The 16,492-nt window shown below is 50.0% G+C and carries 16 protein-coding genes; 3 read left to right on the top strand and 13 right to left on the bottom strand.

Annotation, left to right across the window (positions count from 1 at the left end):
* Positions 1 to 4: 4 nt before the first annotated feature.
* The 3 genes from ccpA to DX130_RS04690 form a co-directional block, all read right to left on the bottom strand.
* Positions 5 to 1,009 carry a catabolite control protein A gene (gene ccpA / locus DX130_RS04700; RefSeq protein ID WP_116043233.1) on the bottom strand — a complete coding sequence of 335 codons (1,005 nt, stop codon included), beginning with the start codon at positions 1,007 to 1,009 and terminating at the stop codon, positions 5 to 7.
* Between the two features lie 166 nt (positions 1,010 to 1,175).
* On the bottom strand, positions 1,176 to 1,589 hold the full coding sequence (locus DX130_RS04695) for a hypothetical protein (RefSeq protein ID WP_116043232.1): 414 nt from the start codon (positions 1,587 to 1,589) through the stop codon (positions 1,176 to 1,178).
* 147 nt (positions 1,590 to 1,736) lie between these two features.
* Complete coding sequence (locus DX130_RS04690; RefSeq protein WP_116045742.1) at positions 1,737 to 2,165, bottom strand: VanZ family protein; 429 nt, start codon at positions 2,163 to 2,165, stop codon at positions 1,737 to 1,739.
* A 68-nt stretch (positions 2,166 to 2,233) separates the two neighbouring features.
* Between DX130_RS04690 and DX130_RS04685 the strand changes: the two genes are divergently transcribed.
* Positions 2,234 to 2,764: a type 1 glutamine amidotransferase domain-containing protein gene (locus DX130_RS04685; protein ID WP_116043230.1), complete on the top strand. Its 531-nt coding sequence runs from the start codon at positions 2,234 to 2,236 to the stop codon at positions 2,762 to 2,764.
* Here the strand turns inward: DX130_RS04685 and ptsP are convergent.
* The 8 genes from ptsP to DX130_RS04640 all read right to left on the bottom strand — a co-directional run bounded on the left by ptsP (position 2,761) and on the right by DX130_RS04640 (position 12,336).
* Positions 2,761 to 4,503, bottom strand: coding sequence for a phosphoenolpyruvate--protein phosphotransferase (ptsP, locus tag DX130_RS04680; RefSeq protein ID WP_116043228.1), 1,743 nt, complete (start codon positions 4,501 to 4,503; stop codon positions 2,761 to 2,763). The genes DX130_RS04685 and ptsP overlap by 4 nt on opposite strands.
* Entirely contained in the window at positions 4,500 to 6,386 is a 1,887-nt protein-coding gene (locus tag DX130_RS04675) for a glucose PTS transporter subunit IIA (RefSeq protein WP_116043227.1), read from the bottom strand. Before DX130_RS04675 ends, ptsP begins: the two co-directional genes overlap by 4 nt.
* Before the next feature lie 157 nt (positions 6,387 to 6,543).
* Positions 6,544 to 7,185, bottom strand: coding sequence for a hypothetical protein (locus DX130_RS04670; protein WP_116043225.1), 642 nt, complete (start codon positions 7,183 to 7,185; stop codon positions 6,544 to 6,546).
* 123 nt (positions 7,186 to 7,308) lie between these two features.
* A complete protein-coding gene (locus DX130_RS04665) occupies positions 7,309 to 7,743 on the bottom strand; it encodes a CoA-binding protein (protein WP_116043224.1) in 435 nt (144 codons plus the stop codon).
* 21 nt (positions 7,744 to 7,764) lie between these two features.
* Positions 7,765 to 9,066 carry a 3-phosphoshikimate 1-carboxyvinyltransferase gene (gene aroA, locus DX130_RS04660; protein WP_116045741.1) on the bottom strand — a complete coding sequence of 434 codons (1,302 nt, stop codon included), beginning with the start codon at positions 9,064 to 9,066 and terminating at the stop codon, positions 7,765 to 7,767.
* Between the two features lie 28 nt (positions 9,067 to 9,094).
* On the bottom strand, positions 9,095 to 9,628 hold the full coding sequence (locus tag DX130_RS04655; RefSeq protein WP_276310881.1) for a shikimate kinase: 534 nt from the start codon (positions 9,626 to 9,628) through the stop codon (positions 9,095 to 9,097).
* A 458-nt stretch (positions 9,629 to 10,086) separates the two neighbouring features.
* On the bottom strand, positions 10,087 to 11,499 hold the full coding sequence (gene gndA, locus DX130_RS04645; protein WP_116043221.1) for an NADP-dependent phosphogluconate dehydrogenase: 1,413 nt from the start codon (positions 11,497 to 11,499) through the stop codon (positions 10,087 to 10,089).
* A 240-nt stretch (positions 11,500 to 11,739) separates the two neighbouring features.
* A complete protein-coding gene (locus DX130_RS04640; protein WP_116043220.1) occupies positions 11,740 to 12,336 on the bottom strand; it encodes a hypothetical protein in 597 nt (198 codons plus the stop codon).
* Positions 12,337 to 12,595: 259 nt separating this feature from the next.
* Here DX130_RS04640 and DX130_RS04635 point away from each other — a divergent pair, with 259 nt between their 5' ends.
* Complete coding sequence (locus tag DX130_RS04635; RefSeq protein WP_116043219.1) at positions 12,596 to 13,252, top strand: DUF1054 domain-containing protein; 657 nt, start codon at positions 12,596 to 12,598, stop codon at positions 13,250 to 13,252.
* An 8-nt stretch (positions 13,253 to 13,260) separates the two neighbouring features.
* Here the strand turns inward: DX130_RS04635 and DX130_RS26175 are convergent, their stop codons facing one another.
* On the bottom strand, positions 13,261 to 13,503 hold the full coding sequence (locus tag DX130_RS26175) for a hypothetical protein (protein ID WP_133297891.1): 243 nt from the start codon (positions 13,501 to 13,503) through the stop codon (positions 13,261 to 13,263).
* Between the two features lie 90 nt (positions 13,504 to 13,593).
* On the bottom strand, positions 13,594 to 14,781 hold the full coding sequence (locus DX130_RS04630) for an MFS transporter (RefSeq protein WP_116043217.1): 1,188 nt from the start codon (positions 14,779 to 14,781) through the stop codon (positions 13,594 to 13,596).
* Positions 14,782 to 14,970: 189 nt separating this feature from the next.
* Between DX130_RS04630 and DX130_RS04625 the strand changes: the two genes are divergently transcribed.
* Positions 14,971 to 16,440: an aminotransferase class I/II-fold pyridoxal phosphate-dependent enzyme gene (locus tag DX130_RS04625; RefSeq protein ID WP_116045737.1), complete on the top strand. Its 1,470-nt coding sequence runs from the start codon at positions 14,971 to 14,973 to the stop codon at positions 16,438 to 16,440.
* The last annotated feature ends 52 nt before the right edge of the window (positions 16,441 to 16,492 follow it).

Here is a 16,492-nt window from a genome sequence, read left to right as displayed (position 1 = left end):
TCTATTATATTCCCCCAACCGATTGACGAATTACAATCTCATGAGGCAGCGTGACCTTGGATTGTTCGACATTTTCTTTCTTCATAAGCTTGGTTAGCAAACGCATCGATACCGCTCCGATATCATACATCGGCTGAGCAACTGCTGTAAGCTGCGGACGAACCATGGACGCCATACGGCTGTTGTCCACGCTAATAATCGAAATATCCGCAGGCACTTGCAAGCCGGAATCCTGAATGCAGTGAATAGCGCCGATCGCCATCTCGTCCGTTGCGGAGAATACCGCTGTCGGGCGTTCCGATAGCTCAATAAAATATTTCATAGCTTCGGCACCGGACTCATACCGGTAATTGCCGATGCGAACCAAAGTGTCATCGTATGTAATTCCCGCTTGCTCCAGCGCACGCTTATAGCCTTGGAATCTTGCATACCCGTTGGATGGATCCTGAAGAGTTCCGCTAATCATCGCAATACGCTTATGACCCTGGGACACCAATTTCATGACAGCATCAAAAGCAGCCTCTTCATGGTCGATGTCAACGGATGGGATCTGGTTATTGTCGTCGCTTGTCGCGCATAGCACGATGGGAACATTAGCTGTCCTGAATGCTTGCAAATGATCGTCCGTAACCGCACCGCCCATAAACAGCAAGCCATCAACTTGCTTCTCGAGCAGCGTGTTAATCACGCGGATCTCTTTGTCTTTCTTTTTGTCAGCGTTGCACAAAATAATATTATAATGATACATATTCGCGATGTCCTCGATACCGCGTGCAACCTCGGCAAAAATCGCATTGGAAATATCAGGTATCACTACGCCTACTGTCGTTGTTTTTTTGCTCGCAAGTCCGCGAGCTACTGCATTTGGTCGATAGCCCAGACGTTCAATGGCTTCATACACTTTCTTTCTCGTCGCTGGCTTAACATTAGGATTGTTGTTCACGACCCTGGATACCGTAGCCATCGACACACCTGCTTCTCTTGCTACATCATAAATGGTTACCGTCACGGATTCTCTCTCCATTTGCTCAGAATTTTATTTTTTCGTACGCCACATATTAGAGTAATGATACGACAAAATATTACTTTCCGCAATGTACGCCAGCACGGACGCTGCATTTGAAGGTGAGAATGTTGATTACATGTCGGAATCCCTTATCTTCTAGCGCAAGACGTTATGTATGCAGCGTTCTTCTGCTTATTTGCTGGAGTCTCTTGTTAATATCGATGATCCAAGCTTCGTCGTTCAGTGACTGTGCCAGTAAATACAAATCGAGCAGCATATTCACCCGTTGCTGGATAAGCGCTTCGACTTCATGTACATTCGGCTGCTGCTTGTTCACTTTCGCTTCCACTAACAAATCTGCCCATTCATTGCATTCGTTAAACAAGAACGTACACTTGTCAGGTTCAGCTCCAAGCTGAGCAATCAATCCGGTCAAATCCGGCTTTACTTCTGGAATAACTTCGCTTCTGCTGCAGGATGTGCATGAGAAGATCGGTACATTGTCGATCTCAACCTTCCCAGAGTAGATGACGGTGCGCAGCTTCATCGTCATCGTATCACCGCAGTGGCATGTCTTACGCAAGATGGTCAGCTCCTTCTCATAGCGGCAGGACCGCTATCCTACCTCATCGGTTTCATAATGAGAGTGAGTAAAATATTCGACCTTTTTTGGCAAAACTCCTGCTAATCCTGCTATGTAATTTTTGCTACTAAAGCCCTTTTCCACCTATCATTTGGCCCAGCGCCGCCAACCTTTCCGTACAAATGGAATCGACACCACTATCACCCAGACCGCAGCGCCAATCATGTCATTGCGCACATCAATAATGTCCATCATTCTGCCGCCGACAAACGACTGATGATATTCGTCAGATACGCCATACAATCCGCATAGCAATACAATGACAATCTTCATATATAATCGATCTGAGCGACTGCCGAAGCCGTAATCCAGCGCAGCGGCCAAAATGAAGTAGCTTACAAAATGTCCCCAATTAAAATCCGTCATGCCGGGAAAAAACTTCTGGAAGAAAGGAAGGACGGTGTTCAGTTCGTCACCCGTTCTGGAAGATAGCGCAAAAATGACGGCCATCCATAAAACAGCAGGAATGAAACGGATCATTCGGCGACTGGTCAACGATTGTTTTTTATGACTCATTTGATTCATATATACTCCTTCGTTACAATATGAATGTAAGCATTTCATGGAGAGAGTGAGGGGATAGCATGTCCTTGCAGAACCAGACGGTCATCTGCCTGTTAGACGATGAATTTGAGGATTTGGAATTATGGTATCCCGTCTATCGCGTACGCGAGGCTGGAGCAACCGTATTATATGCCGGTCCGGAGAAAGGAAAAACGCATATTGGCAAATATGGCGTTCCTGCCGTTGCCGATCTATCCTTCGATGAAGTAAACAGCGAGGAGATCATTGGCCTTCTCGTACCGGGAGGCTGGGCGCCGGACAAGCTAAGGCGTTATCCGAAGGTACTGTCGCTTGTACAGGAGCTGAATGCGGCGGATAAGCCGATCGGACAAATCTGCCATGCCGGCTGGGTGCTGATTTCCGCCAAAATCCTGGAGGGCCGTCAGGTAACATCGACCCCTGGCATTCGCGACGATATGGAGAATGCGGGAGCCACTTGGCATGATGAGGCTGTCGTTGTCGACGGCAATCTTATCTCTGCGCGACGCCCGCCGGATCTGCCGCCCTATGCAAAAGCTTTCGTCGATGCCTTGGAACAGCGAATGGGTTAACCATTCGCTGTTTTTTCTTTCGGCTCCCCTTTGAATGACTCCAGCATTTCCAACACTTCCGTGCTCGTACGGCAAAGCTGCAACTGCTGGAACAGCCCTCTGCTCTCCTCCTGCTTCGTGCCAAGCAGACGTTCCTTCACATGCAGAATGGAATGAGCAGACATGCTTAGTTCATCCACGTCCAGACTTAGCCAAATCGGCAATGCTCTCATATCTCCGGCGAGCTCTCCGCATACCCCTACTGAAATGCCAGATCGCTTGGCAGCCTCTACCGTCAGCTTCAGCATACGAAGCAGTGCCGGATGGAATGGCTCGTATAAGTGTGAAATTTCTTCGTTCATTCGATCGACCGCAAGTGTGAACTGAACCAAATCATTAGTACCGATGCTGAAGAAATCCACTTCCTGGGCCAGCATATCGGCTATCATGACCGCTGCCGGCACTTCAATCATAATGCCTACTTTCATTCCTCTGTCATAAGGCAGCCCTTCCTGCTCCAGCTCCAGCTTCGCTTCGTTCAGAATGCGATTGGCACTGCGCACTTCATCAACTGACGAGATGAGCGGATACATGAGCTTTACTTGGCCATATACGCTTGCACGAAGAATAGCCCGCAGCTGCGTTTTGAATAAATCGGTACGGTCGAGCGAGATTCGGATGGCACGGTAGCCGAGAAATGGATTGTCTTCTTCCGGCAGTTCAAAGTAATCAAGCTGCTTGTCGCCCCCGACGTCAAGCGTGCGGATGACAAGCGGGTCGCCGCCCAGCTTCTCGGCAACACTTCGGTACACTTCGAATTGCTCCTCTTCACGCGGGAAGCGATTGCGATCCATATATAGAAATTCCGTACGGAACAAGCCCACGCCGTTCGCTCCGCTTGATAATGCGATCTCCAATTCCTTAATCGAGCTGATATTCGCCTCCAGGCGAAGTGCTTTGCCATCAGGCGTGACGGAATGGCGTGAGGCAAAATGCTGCAGCTTCTTCTTATCTTCCATTTGTCTGTCATGCAGCAAATTGTATCGGTCGATAATCGCTTCTACCGGATCGATATAGACCGAGCCGTCCCCGCCATCAATGACGATGGTCTGTCCCGTCGCAATCGGCTCTTTCAGCTCTGGCTCTACGCCTACCACAAGCGGAACGCCAAGCGCTCTGGCCATAATGGAGGAATGCGAAGTCGTGCTGCCGACAAGCGTCACGATACCGAGCACATGATCCGGGTTAATATGGGCGAGCTGAGAAGGTGAAAGCTCCTTCGCAATCAGAATGAACGGTTGCGTATCCACAGGCAACGCAATTTCCGGAACGCCAAGAAGATGCTTCAGAAGCCGATTGCCGACGTCCTTGATATCAAGCGCCCTCTCCTTCATATATTCATCGTCCAGCAAGTCGAACATCGTAACGAAGTGATCAATTGCTTCTTTCACCGCTACTTCTGCCGCCTTGTATTGGCGCTGGATAATGCCCTGAATCTCGTTCATGAAGACCGGATCGTCCAATATGGCCAGATGAGCGTCAAAAATATTGGTCTCTTCTGAGCCGACGACTTCTCTCAGCTCATCCTTGATCTGCTCGATCTCATGCTTGGAAGTGCGAATACCTTCATATACCCGCTCGAATTCACGAGCGAAATCGGCCACATCTATTTTCTGATCCGGCACTTCCCACTCCCAATTCGGCAGCACGAACGCTTTCCCGATCGCGATGCCTGTTGAGGCGCCTATTCCTTGAATCATTGCGTTTCCCCTCCACCGTTGCTCTCTTTAAGCACAACTGACATAACCGAAGATTGTCCTTTCTTCACCGCTTTGAATGGCGCATAACGCCACGAGCGGACCCGATCGGAATTGGTAATGACCATTGGTGTTGCAAGAGACTTACTTTCCTTGCGCACCTTCTGCAGGTTGAATCGAATAAGGAGCATCCCAGGCAACACATCATCGCCTTCCTTCACGACGGCCTGGAAGTATGACTTCCCAGCCAGCTTGGATGTATCGATACCGATATGCAGCAACACTTCAAGCCCTTCCTCTGTCTTGATCCCGATTGCATGCATCGTCGGATAGATATGAATAACCTTTCCTTTCACAGGCGATACAAGCTCGCCCTTGTCCGGCAGGAATGCGACACCTTGTCCAACAAGCTTACCGGCAAAGATAGGATCCGGCACTTCCTCTAGTGGAATCATCCGGCCTTGCATCGGCGAGTGGAACAGCACTTGTGCCTGGTCGCGCTGGATCGCCTTCAGCATCTCTTCGCGGATCAGCTCGGAATAAGTTCCGAATACGACCTGTACATGACCGCCGCCCAATCGAATGACGCCAGCAGCACCAAGATTGCGAAGTGCGTTAATGTCCAGTACTTTCTCATTGGACACCTTCAACCTGAGGCGAGTAATGCAGGACTCCATCTGAATGATGTTCTGCTTGCCGCCAATTGCCTGCAATATAAGCGGTGCACGGTACGGAATGTCGCCCGCCCACTCGTCGAGCTGCGATCCTTCCTCGCGTCCCGGAGTTGGTATCCGAAAACGGCGAATGGCCCATCGGAACAGTACGTAATAGACGATGCCCACCACGATGCCTATCGGAATGAGAAGCCATCCTCGCGTAGCTAGATGTTCGTTAATAATAAAGTCGATAGCTCCCGCCGAGAAAGAGAAGCCATGCAGAATGCCAAGCTCATACGTCACCCACATAATAACGCCGGACAATATCGCATGAACGACATACAAATACGGCGCAACGAACAGAAAAGCAAATTCCACCGGCTCAGTCACGCCTGTAAGGAATGACGCAAGCGCAGCGTAAAGGAACGTTTTTCGAATTTTTGGCTTTAAATCTTCTCTAGCCTCATGAATAATGGCAAATGCAATGGCGGGCAGCGCAAACATCATTGTTGGATATAATCCCGCCATAAAACTGCCGGCAGTAGGATCGCCAGCAAAAAATCTCGGCAAGTCCCCATATACCATATTGCCGGCTTCTGTCTCGTAGCCGCCGATCTGGAACCAAAAGACGTGGCTGACCAAATGATGCAATCCGAACACGACCAAAATGCGGTGAACAAACCCATAAAGGAAGACGCCAAAGCCGCCCCCCGATGCAACAACTTCACCTAGCTCGACCATAAACGATTCCAGATAAGGCGCCACATTGATCATCCCGATGGAAAATAGAAGCGCGACGAAGCTTACGAATAAGGGAACGAACCTTGGTCCGCCAAAAAACTGAATATACTCCGGCAGTCGCAAATCTTTGAATCTTTTGTGACTGATCCCTGACACGATTCCGATAATAGCCCCGATCATGACAGTCGGCTCGATATTGGCATCCGCAGATCCCGTTATGCCGGTATAAATAACCATACCGATTAAGGAGGCCATCCCTGCGGCAAGCGCGTTGCCCGTAAGTCCGAGCGCGACACCAAGCGCAAAGATATAAGGCAAATATAAGAAAATAACTTCACTGGCCGCTTGGAGATGCGCAGGCATGCCAGGTAATCCTATGTAATCCCAGGGCAGCTGGCTCAAGCTTAAAAACACAGCCGCGCCAGGCAGCACGATCATCGGCAGCATAAAAGCTCTGCCCAATTGCTGCAAGCTCCCCACGAATGTCATTCTGATCCTCCTAGAACGTCGCTTTGTACGTATATGACTTTAACTGTTTCTTTCACATCTATTACGATGTTAAGCTCTTGTTATCCATTTGTCAAAATAAAAAGACGGGCCTTGCGGCCCGCCCTTCGTTGATGATTCTTTCCCTCAAACGATTGTCTTATCGGGAGTATTGCGAATTCGAGTTCGCGCTGGAGGACTGCCAACCCAATTTCGAAATAACCGGGCCAGCTTGCTCATACGCATTAGTTGCTTGATACACAGGGTTCAGGGAAGTATTCGAATGCACAGGGCCATGGGATTGGCTGTAGCCTTGCGGCGCCTGTGACTGATATCCACTGAATTGTGATTGGGTATGCTGTGCGTATGGAGCAGGTTGGTAGAACGATTGTTGCCCGTATTGTTGGCTATAATTTTGATGTTGTTGTTGATCAGCTTGATAGCCGTAGCGGGCAATAACCGGACCTACATCGCCGAATGCAGTCGCAGGCGAGCTTGCATGGCTTTGAACCGGTTGATGAGATTGGTAAGCGTGATTCGAAACGGCCGGCTGCGTGTACGAGTGAATGGCCGGAGCAGCATGCTGCTGATAGCCATAAGAATGCGAATGCTGGGACCCCGCATTATTGTAAGACGGGCTTATAAAATTTGCGGATTCCCGGTTGAACGTTGGCTGGCTAAGCTGTCCTTGATAATGAGACTGAACATAACCCGCCGGTTCGTAGTTTTGATTGGCATTCGAATTCGAATACTGTTGTTGACCGCCTTGGAATTGTGCCGGCTGTTGCGAATATTGATTCACGTTGTGTCCTCCTTGGGTTTCACCATAAGTCTTCATTGGACAAAGCGATATCGACGTACTGCGTCATCGCCTCGGCCTAGAAGCCTTTCTTATTGTGGAGTAGACACGTCAGAATTATGACCGTCAGGTTTTGGATTTTCCGCCCGGCAGAAGAATGGAATCCTCCACCTTGATACAGCGATCCATAATAACATTCAGTCCGTTCGAGGATGCGATCTCGCCCGCTTCCTCATTCAAGATGCCAAGCTGCAGCCAAAGGGTCTTTGCCCCGATCGCTACCGCCTCCTCCGCGACCGGAGGTGTATGCTCGCTGCGGCGGAAGACGTTCACGATATCGACAGGCACAGGTATGTCGCTAAGCTTGGCATAGCTCTTCTGGCCAAGTATAGTCTCAGCATTGGGATTAACGGGAATAATCGTATAGCCCTTGGCTTGCATGGCCTCAGACACCATATACGATACACGCTCCGGATTATCGGATAAACCGACAACTGCTACCGTCTCGCTGCCGCTCAATATCTCTTTAATCTGTTCTCTATCCGGGTTTTGAAAAGACATGGCTGCACCTCCATTAGTATACTAATGCGATCCTTCCACCCATTCCACATTTGCGCCAAGCGCAGTCAAATGATCGAAGTAGATCGGATAAGACTTCGCGACGTGATGCGCATCATGAATCCGAATTGGCTGTTTCGAGCGAAGGCCCACAATGGATAGCGCCATAATGACACGATGATCGTAATGGGCATTAATATCGACTCCGCCCTCTACGCCTTCTGGACGTCCATGAACGATAATTTCGCTTTGGCGTTCCTCTACGTTGGCTCCCGCCTTGCGCAGCTCATTCAAATAATCGGTAATGCGGTCGCATTCCTTGTAACGAAGGTTCTCCACATTATAGAAACGCGAGGTGCCTTCAGCAAATACAGCAGCCGCAATCATGGCAAGAACCGCATCAGTAGCGTGGTCCCCGTCAAATTCAACTGCCTTAAGCTTGCCGTTGCCCTTCACATGGACAACGCCATTCTCATGCGTGAGAGGAGTTTCCATCATGCGCAGTACGTCAACGACAGCGCGTTCGCCTTGCTTGCTGTTCTCCATTAGGCGATTCACGATCACATCGGATTCCGTGACGGCAGCAGCCGCCAGAATAGCGGCAGAGCCCGGGTAGTCACCCTGTACGTGATAGGTCTTCGCTTGGTAGCTCTGACGTCCAGGCACGCGGAAGCGCATGTAGTCTTCATCCGCATGGATGACAATTCCCGCTTGCTCCAATACTTCAAGCGTCTGCCCAACAACTACCTTGGACTTCAGGTCATGCAGCACTTCGATCTCGCTGTCTTCTTCCAGAAGCGGGGTCAGGAACAGCAGAGCGCTCAAGAACTGGGAGCTTATATTGCCAGATACCTGGATGTGTCCGCCGCGTGGCTGGCCGCCTTTGATTGTAATGGGAAGCTTGCCTTCATTATGCTCAATTGTGACGCCCATCTTGCCAAGCGACTCGATCAAATCATGATGCGGGCGCTTGCCGAGCGAATCCGGATAACGGTTAATGAACGTGACATCTGGGCATAGCGATGCAATGGCCATCAGAAAACGCAGCACAGCGCCTGCATTGCCTACATCCAATTGGTCGACAGCCTTCGGATGACGTCCGAAGCCGGTAATGACAATCTTCTCATCATCTTCCTCTACCGTAGCGCCAAGATCACGAATGCAGCGGCGCATCGCATCGCTATCCTCACTATGCGCAGGATAATATATAGTACTCGTACCTTCCGCAAGCGCAGCTACGAGCAAGTAGCGTGTCGTATAGTTTTTGGAGGACAGCGCCTCGATTGTTCCTTGCAGCCTTGGAGTCGGCGTAACGATAACATCCATCTTCAATTGGTCTCCTTCAACATATAATTTATTGGGATGCGCCATGTTGTTTCCACGCATTCACGATAAGATCAACAACCTCTTCGACCGACAGCTCTGTTGTATCGACAGATAAGTGGGCAAAATCATAGGCGCCCTTCCTCGTCTCCAGCAGTCCGTAGACGCGCTCGCGAACATCGCCTTGCAGAAGCGGTCTGGCTTCGTCTTGCATCACCCTTGCAATGATCTGCTCTGGATGGGCAGTTAACGCAACGACATAACCATGTTCCAGCATAACGCTGCGATTCTCCTCCCGAAGCACTGCGCCGCCTCCTGTGGCGACAACAAGTGACTGCGAGCTCTCCAGCAGCTTGCGCAGCTCTTTGGTTTCCATATCACGGAAAGCTTGCTCGCCGTCTTGGGCGAAAATATCAGGGATTTTGCGATTCTCAGCGCGCTCTACTTCTTCGTCGGAGTCGGTACGGTCCCAAGCCAGCTTCTCTGCAAGCAAGCGGCTTACGCTTGATTTGCCGGTGCCCATAAAGCCTACCAGTACTAACTTCCCATGGGGTAATGCTGACAAGATGATCATCCTTTTGCCCTTTAAAGGCGTGAATTCTTCCAATATCATATCATTTTTTTACGAGAAGAGGGTATAAAAAAGTTGATACAGCCGTATGGATGATAATGATGCATGTCTCATGCCTATTCCATGATCGGAGTGACTGCGCTTATGGTGAGCGAATCCTGCCCGAATTCCCTGTGTTTGACGCAAAAGAGAATCGACCTCATCCTTGACCCCGAACACCCGCTATGTCGGGACGACGTCGTATGGATGCTGGGTTATATTAAAAAAAAGGTGGCTGACGAAGACCCATCCCTGATGGGTCTATCGCAGCCACGCCTGATGCAAAACTTTCTATTCTTTGCCGAAGCCTCTATGGCACTCATCCAGCGCAGACATTACTGCGATCAAGAGGCCAACCGATTACGGTACTGGCTTACGCAAGCCGCTCATGGGCTAATCCAAGACCGTGAGGCCTAGGATTGCAGCCAGTTGAAGTGGAACGAGCCTTCTTTGTCGACACGCTTGAACGTGTGCGCTCCGAAGTAATCGCGCTGTGCTTGCAGCAGGTTAGCCGGAAGACGCTCTGTACGGTAGCTGTCGAAGTAAGCCAGCGCACTTGCGAACGCCGGTACAGGCACGCCGCTAGTTACAGCTGTCGCGATCACTTCGCGCCATGCGCCTTGGTACGATTCCACGATGTTCTGGAAGTACGAATCAAGCAACAGATTGCGCAGCTCTGGATCGCGATCGTACGCGTCTTTAATGTTTTGCAGGAAGCGAGCACGGATAATGCAGCCTCCGCGGAAAATCATCGCGATATCGCCGTAGCGCAGATCCCAGCCATACTCTTCAGATGCAGCGCGCATTTGTGCGAAGCCTTGTGCGTACGAGCAGATTTTGCTTGCGAACAGTGCTTTGCGAACGGCTTCGATGAAGGCTGCTTTGTCGCCTTGGAATGGAACCTTCGCAGGACCGCTCAGCACTTTGCTAGCTGCTACGCGCTCTTCCTTCATAGCGGACAGGAAGCGTGTAAATACGGATTCTGTAATGATCGACAGCGGTACGCCCAAGTCCAGGGAGCTTTGGCTTGTCCATTTGCCTGTGCCCTTCTGGCCGGCAGAGTCCAGAATAACGTCAACCATTGGCTTGCCCGTCTCTGGATCGTATTTGGAGAAAATATCGCGAGTGATCTCAATCAGGTAGCTGTCCAGCTCGCCTTTGTTCCACTCGGTGAAAATTTCATGCAGCTCTTCCGTGCTGACATCCAGCACGTTCTTCAGCAAGTCATAAGCTTCGCAGATCAACTGCATGTCGCCGTACTCGATGCCGTTGTGAACCATCTTCACGTAATGACCCGCTCCGTCCGGACCGATGTACGTGCAACAAGCGTCTTCGCCGACTTTTGCGGAGATTGCTGTCAAGATTGGCTCAACAAGCTCATAAGCGGACTTCTGGCCGCCAGGCATAATGGACGGTCCTTTCAGTGCGCCTTCTTCGCCGCCGGATACGCCAGTGCCGATAAAGCGGAAGCCTTTGGCCTCCAGATCCTTGCTGCGGCGTTGTGTATCAGGGAAGTATGCGTTGCCGCCATCGATAATGATATCCCCTTGATCCAGTAGTGGAACAAGAGCGTCGATAGTAGCGTCCGTACCTGCGCCCGCTTGAACCATGATCAGGATTTTGCGAGGCGTCTCAAGGGATTGTACAAATTCTTCGATCGTAAAAGCAGGTACAAGGTTTTTGCCAGCTGCTTCCTTCATCAGCTCGTCCGTCTTTTCACGGGAGCGGTTGAATACAGATACCGTGAAGCCTCTGCTTTCAATATTAAGAGCAAGGTTCTTGCCCATGACGGCCATTCCAATTACGCCAATCTGTTGTTTTGACATCTGGTTCTTCCATCCTTCGTCATTATATTTAGTCACAATAGCTTTATTCTACTCCTTTTGGAGAGATATGAAAACCGTTTACTCCGAAAAATGTCGCCAGCATCCATTAGTTTTCTTAAGAGAAGGCCAAAGTTTTTCTTATAGTAAGCCTTGCACATAAAAACGATCCCATGCATTTCGCCCCGTGGCGTCCGGCATAAGATCGTTCTAAAATAGACTTTGACATTGAAGATTCATGTGTTATAGCTCCAACTGCAGCATCTCTGACCTAAGCGCGGTCAGCCGCTCCTTTGATAATGTAACCGTTTCCTCGTCTTTGGCCTCCAAAGCCTCGTGCAAGACAGACAACTCGTAGTCCAGCTCATACCGCAGGACAGCTGCCCTCTCTTCCGCTCGCTTCGACTGAAAAGCCTTGATCATTTCCTCTATCGTGACAAATGGCTTCTTCTGGTAAATAATGCGGTGCTCCATTCCTGACACCTCCACAAGTCGTATAATCTCTCCGAACATAATGTTCTCGATTACGATTTGACGATCCTTGATCCGCTTCACGACCGCATGTCCACGTGTGTCATTAATCAGTTTCTCCAGCAGCTCCGACAACTTTTCATCCTTGATCACATAATCGCCCACAATTTTGTACCGGTTTTTCATACGTTGGAAATGCAGCTTCACGAGCTTGCGCCCCGTGCGTATGGACACTAGAAACTGTCCCTCCGTCTCACTCCAATACAAGGAGTACCCTTCCTGAATAAGATCACGGATGAGATTTTGGATTTGCCGGCGTTCGAATCGTAGCTCCAAATTGCAATACTCGACTTCATAGCTCTTGTTCACGGCAATCCCTCCCTTGGTCAGTATAGTTGACGAAATGTTCTGATAATTTGTTCTTATTAACTATCTTATACTTCATCATATGTTATGGCAACTTGGATTATTGACTAATTTTACGAATAGACCGTCCTTTCGTTCCGAAATGGGGAATGGATGAGGGCGGTTGATCTCGATGCCGAATTAACCTATGATTATAATCATTATTTTTTGAGATACGTTATTATACATATACCCATTCATTTCTTCCAAAGGAGCGCTGACCATGACGACAACTACCGCCGCAACGACATCCACTTTGGCGGGATTCACCTCCCATGATTTCGATGTGTTCCAGCTTCAGGGGCTCGAGGAACGCATGCAAGGCATTCAGGAGAGAATCCAGCCCAAATTCAGGGCGCTGGGCGAGCGTCTTACAGCTGAGCTTGCGCCTGCCGCCGGCAAAGAAATGCATCTTCATATCGCGCGGCATGCCCGGCGCAAAGTGAATCCGCCGAAGGATACATGGCTAGCGATATGCGACAATAAACGCGGCTATAAGGCTCATCCTCATTTCCAGCTTGGACTATTCGATGACCATCTGTTTCTGTGGCTTGCCCTGATCTATGAGGTTCCGAACAAAAAAGGGATGGCTGCACATTTAATGAATCATCTGGATGAAGTAAGAGCCGTCGTGCCTGCCGACTATGTGCTATCGATGGATCATATGAAAAAGGACTGCTTAATCACCGGCGATATGTCCGAAGAGAACTGGGAGTCAACGCTGATTCGCTTCCGTGACGTTCAGAAGGCAGAACTGCTGATCGGCCGTCACGTGAAAGCCGATGACAAGCTGCTGCAAGATGGCGACGCGCTGCTCGCTTATGCATCGTCTACCTATGAGCAGCTCATGCCTATTTATCGGATGACTTGCTCGGTGTAAGGTAATACCTATGTAGATACAAGGCTGTCCGGGTCGCGATGACTCTGGACAGCCTTATTAGGTTGGCAAATAAAGCGCCTTCTGCCAGGCTTAATCCTAAGAAGCAGCCACTGCTCCGCGCCGAACTCCTCGTTCTGCTTCACCGGGTCAATCAGATTGATCGCGTTCGTGAGAGCCGTCAACATGTTTTCGCCAGTCGGAGAAATAGTCCCTTCAAACGAATTTCTTGCAGCGGTGAGCAAGCTCAGCATGATAGTTTACAGTTCAATTAAAAACACGCAAGACCAGCCAAAAGGCGTGTCTTACGTGTTCTCTTGAAAAGCTATAGCCTTAAGCCACCATTAGGAGGAAACGGCTGTATCCTTCTCTCGTGCGCTGTCGAGAAACCGGAATCGAACGACCAGCAGCAGCGCCGCCAGGCACAGAATGCCTCCTAGCAAATACGGCAGACCCATCTGTACGGTGAAGAGCAGAGAGCCTAGCAGCGGGCCTGCAATGCGGCCCAGGCTGTCCATCGACGAGCTCAGTCCGGATGCGACCCCTTGTCCCACAGTCGTCTTCTGCGTAATTAACGAAGTGACGCAAGGACGAATCAACGCATTGCCAATACCGAACACTGCCAGTGACATAATCGCCCACCACAGGGAGTGGGCAAATAACAGCAAGAAAAATCCTAACGCCGAAATTACCAAGCCAATAGCAATGTATTTCGGCTCCTCGCCCTTCTTGATCAGCCTGCGAACGATTCCACCCTGAACGAGCGCACCGACTAAGCCGCAGACGAAGAACAACAATCCCACTTGAAGCGGTGTCACGTCAAAACGTCTCATGCCGAAAAATTGCAGCGTCGCCTCCATGCCAGCCAGCGTGAACGTTACGAAAAATGCCAGTATGTACAAATATTTGAGCGGCCCTCTAAATGCCGACCATCTGGACACCCGCTTCTCCGATTGCTTCTTGCGCTTCTCCGGCGTCAACGATTCCTTCAGCTTCGAGAAAGCTAATACAAATGTGACCATAGCCAGCGCCGATGCTGCATAAAACGGAGTCTGCAATGAGAAGACGCTCAGCAAGCCGCCAACTCCCGGCCCAAGCGTAAAGCCAAGTCCGATAGACATGCCTACAAGTCCCATGCCTTTGGTCCGCTGGTCAGGCGGCGTAATATCTGCTACATACGCAACGATAACGGAAGCGACCGCACCGGAGAACAGGCCGCCCAGCGCACGTGAAATATACATAAGAGTAAGGCTTTCACCTGCAAGTCCGAATAATAAGAAGCTTGCTGCAAAACCGACCAGGCCGGTCAATATAATAGGCCGTCTTCCGATCCGGTCGGACCAAGTCCCCCAGAACGGAGACAGGATAAACGACACTAAGGAATAGAGGGCGAGCATCCTTCCTGTATGTATCTCTGCACTCTTAGGATCCGCTGCCTGAATAATTTCCGGCATAACCGGGATGATAATGCCGAAGCCAATAAACGTTATCATAAGTATGGACATCACTATCAGTAATCGCTTGTCTTTCATTCTGTAATCCCTCCACCAAACTATCGTACCATATCCGAAAAGTAGCAATCTATGAACAATTCAAGAACAAATGAGGAATGATCCAGCCTACGCCTGCCTGAAGCTCTAAAAGCTTCTTGCAATCCCCTTTGTTTTTGTTATACTCTATTTTGTTTGTACATTTCATCAGGAAAGGCAGGGATGATAGCGTTGGACCATAGAAAAACCCCGCTCTTCACTGCGCTTCGCCACCATGCGGAGCAGAATCCCGTTCAGTTTCATATTCCAGGCCACAAGAAGGGCCTTGGAAGCGATAGCGAATTTCGCGAATTTATCGGCGACAATGCCTTGTCGATTGATCTCATTAATATAGCCCCGCTAGATGACTTGCATCAGCCTACGGGCGTTATTGAGGAAGCGCAGAAGCTGGCTGCCGACGCATTCGGAGCCGACTATACGTATTTCTCGGTGCAAGGGACAAGCGGCGCCATCATCACCATGATTATGTCCGTATGCGCGCCCGGCGATAAAATTATCGTTCCGCGCAACATCCACAAATCCATTATGTCGGCCATTATTTTCGCCGGAGCAAGACCGGTCTTTATCTCGCCTGCCCGGGACAACAAACTCGGCATTGACCACGGCATTACGACGCGCTCCGTACGTAAGGCATTAGAGAGACATCCTGATTCCAAAGCCGTACTTGTCATTAATCCAACTTACTTCGGCATCTGTGCCAACCTGAAAGAAATCGTCGATCTGGTTCACAGCTACGATATTCCCGTTCTGGTCGACGAGGCTCATGGCGTATTAATCCACTTCCATGACAAGCTGCCAATGTCCGCTATGCAAGCTGGCGCCGATATGGCTGCCACCAGCGTACATAAGCTGGGCGGCTCCATGACGCAGAGCTCCGTGCTCAATATTCGCAAGGGACGCGTCAATCCGCAGCGTGTCCAGACGGTCATCAGCATGCTGACAACAACGTCGACTTCGTATATTTTGCTGGCTTCCCTGGATACGTCCCGCCGCAATCTGGCGCTTAATGGACGTGATATCGCAGAAAAAGCGATCGCTCTCGCACAGGGCGCCCGTCAGCAAATCAATGAAATCCCAGGACTCTACAGCTTCGGTGAAGAAATTCTTGGCGATGAAGCAACGTTCGATTACGATCCGACGAAAGTGAGTATCCATGTCCGCCATCTCGGCATTACAGGCTACGAGACGGAAAACTGGCTGCGCGACAACTATAACCTGGAAATTGAACTAAGCGATATGTATAACATTCTTTGCCTAGTTACGCCTGGTGATACCTCCGAATCCGTAGCAAAATTGGTTGAGGCTCTGAAGGGCTTGTCCGCTGCCTTCTACGAGGGAGCCGAAGCAAGAGAGCTTGTCGTGAAAATTCCGGATATCCCGCAGCTGTCGCTGACCCCTCGTGATGCATTTTATGCACAGACCGAGGTTGTTCCATTCAAGGAATCCGCAGGACGGATTATTGCCGAATTTATTTATGTCTATCCGCCGGGTATTCCGATTCTGCTGCCGGGAGAAGTCATCTCGCAAAAAAATATCGACTATATTGTCGATCATGTTGAAGTAGGTTTGCCGGTTAAGGGACCGGAAGATCGCAGTATCCAATTCGTGAAAGTAATCGTCGAAGAAACTGCGATCTCCTAAACCTCTCTCATATTGCCAGTTCCCTCCAGCCCATGCTATGATGGGCTAGAGG

The sequence above is a fragment of the Paenibacillus paeoniae genome, assembly GCF_003388735.1.
GTDB classification, from domain to species: domain Bacteria; phylum Bacillota; class Bacilli; order Paenibacillales; family Paenibacillaceae; genus Pristimantibacillus; species Pristimantibacillus paeoniae.
Note: the sequence above shows the minus strand (reverse complement) of the source record. Positions and strands in the feature narration are given on the sequence as shown.

Coding starts and splice junctions, on each gene's coding strand:
- DX130_RS26175 (WP_133297891.1), bottom strand. CDS start 13,503: ATGCTGAGCTTGCTCACCGCTGCAAGAAATTCGTTTGAAGGGACTATT.
- DX130_RS04630 (WP_116043217.1), bottom strand. CDS start 14,781: ATGAAAGACAAGCGATTACTGATAGTGATGTCCATACTTATGATAACG.
- ptsP (WP_116043228.1), bottom strand. CDS start 4,503: ATGATTCAAGGAATAGGCGCCTCAACAGGCATCGCGATCGGGAAAGCG.
- DX130_RS04675 (WP_116043227.1), bottom strand. CDS start 6,386: ATGACATTCGTGGGGAGCTTGCAGCAATTGGGCAGAGCTTTTATGCTG.
- aroA (WP_116045741.1), bottom strand. CDS start 9,066: ATGGATGTTATCGTTACGCCGACTCCAAGGCTGCAAGGAACAATCGAG.
- gndA (WP_116043221.1), bottom strand. CDS start 11,499: ATGTCAAAACAACAGATTGGCGTAATTGGAATGGCCGTCATGGGCAAG.
- DX130_RS04635 (WP_116043219.1), top strand. CDS start 12,596: ATGACGACAACTACCGCCGCAACGACATCCACTTTGGCGGGATTCACC.
- DX130_RS04685 (WP_116043230.1), top strand. CDS start 2,234: ATGTCCTTGCAGAACCAGACGGTCATCTGCCTGTTAGACGATGAATTT.
- DX130_RS04690 (WP_116045742.1), bottom strand. CDS start 2,165: ATGAGTCATAAAAAACAATCGTTGACCAGTCGCCGAATGATCCGTTTC.
- DX130_RS04665 (WP_116043224.1), bottom strand. CDS start 7,743: ATGTCTTTTCAAAACCCGGATAGAGAACAGATTAAAGAGATATTGAGC.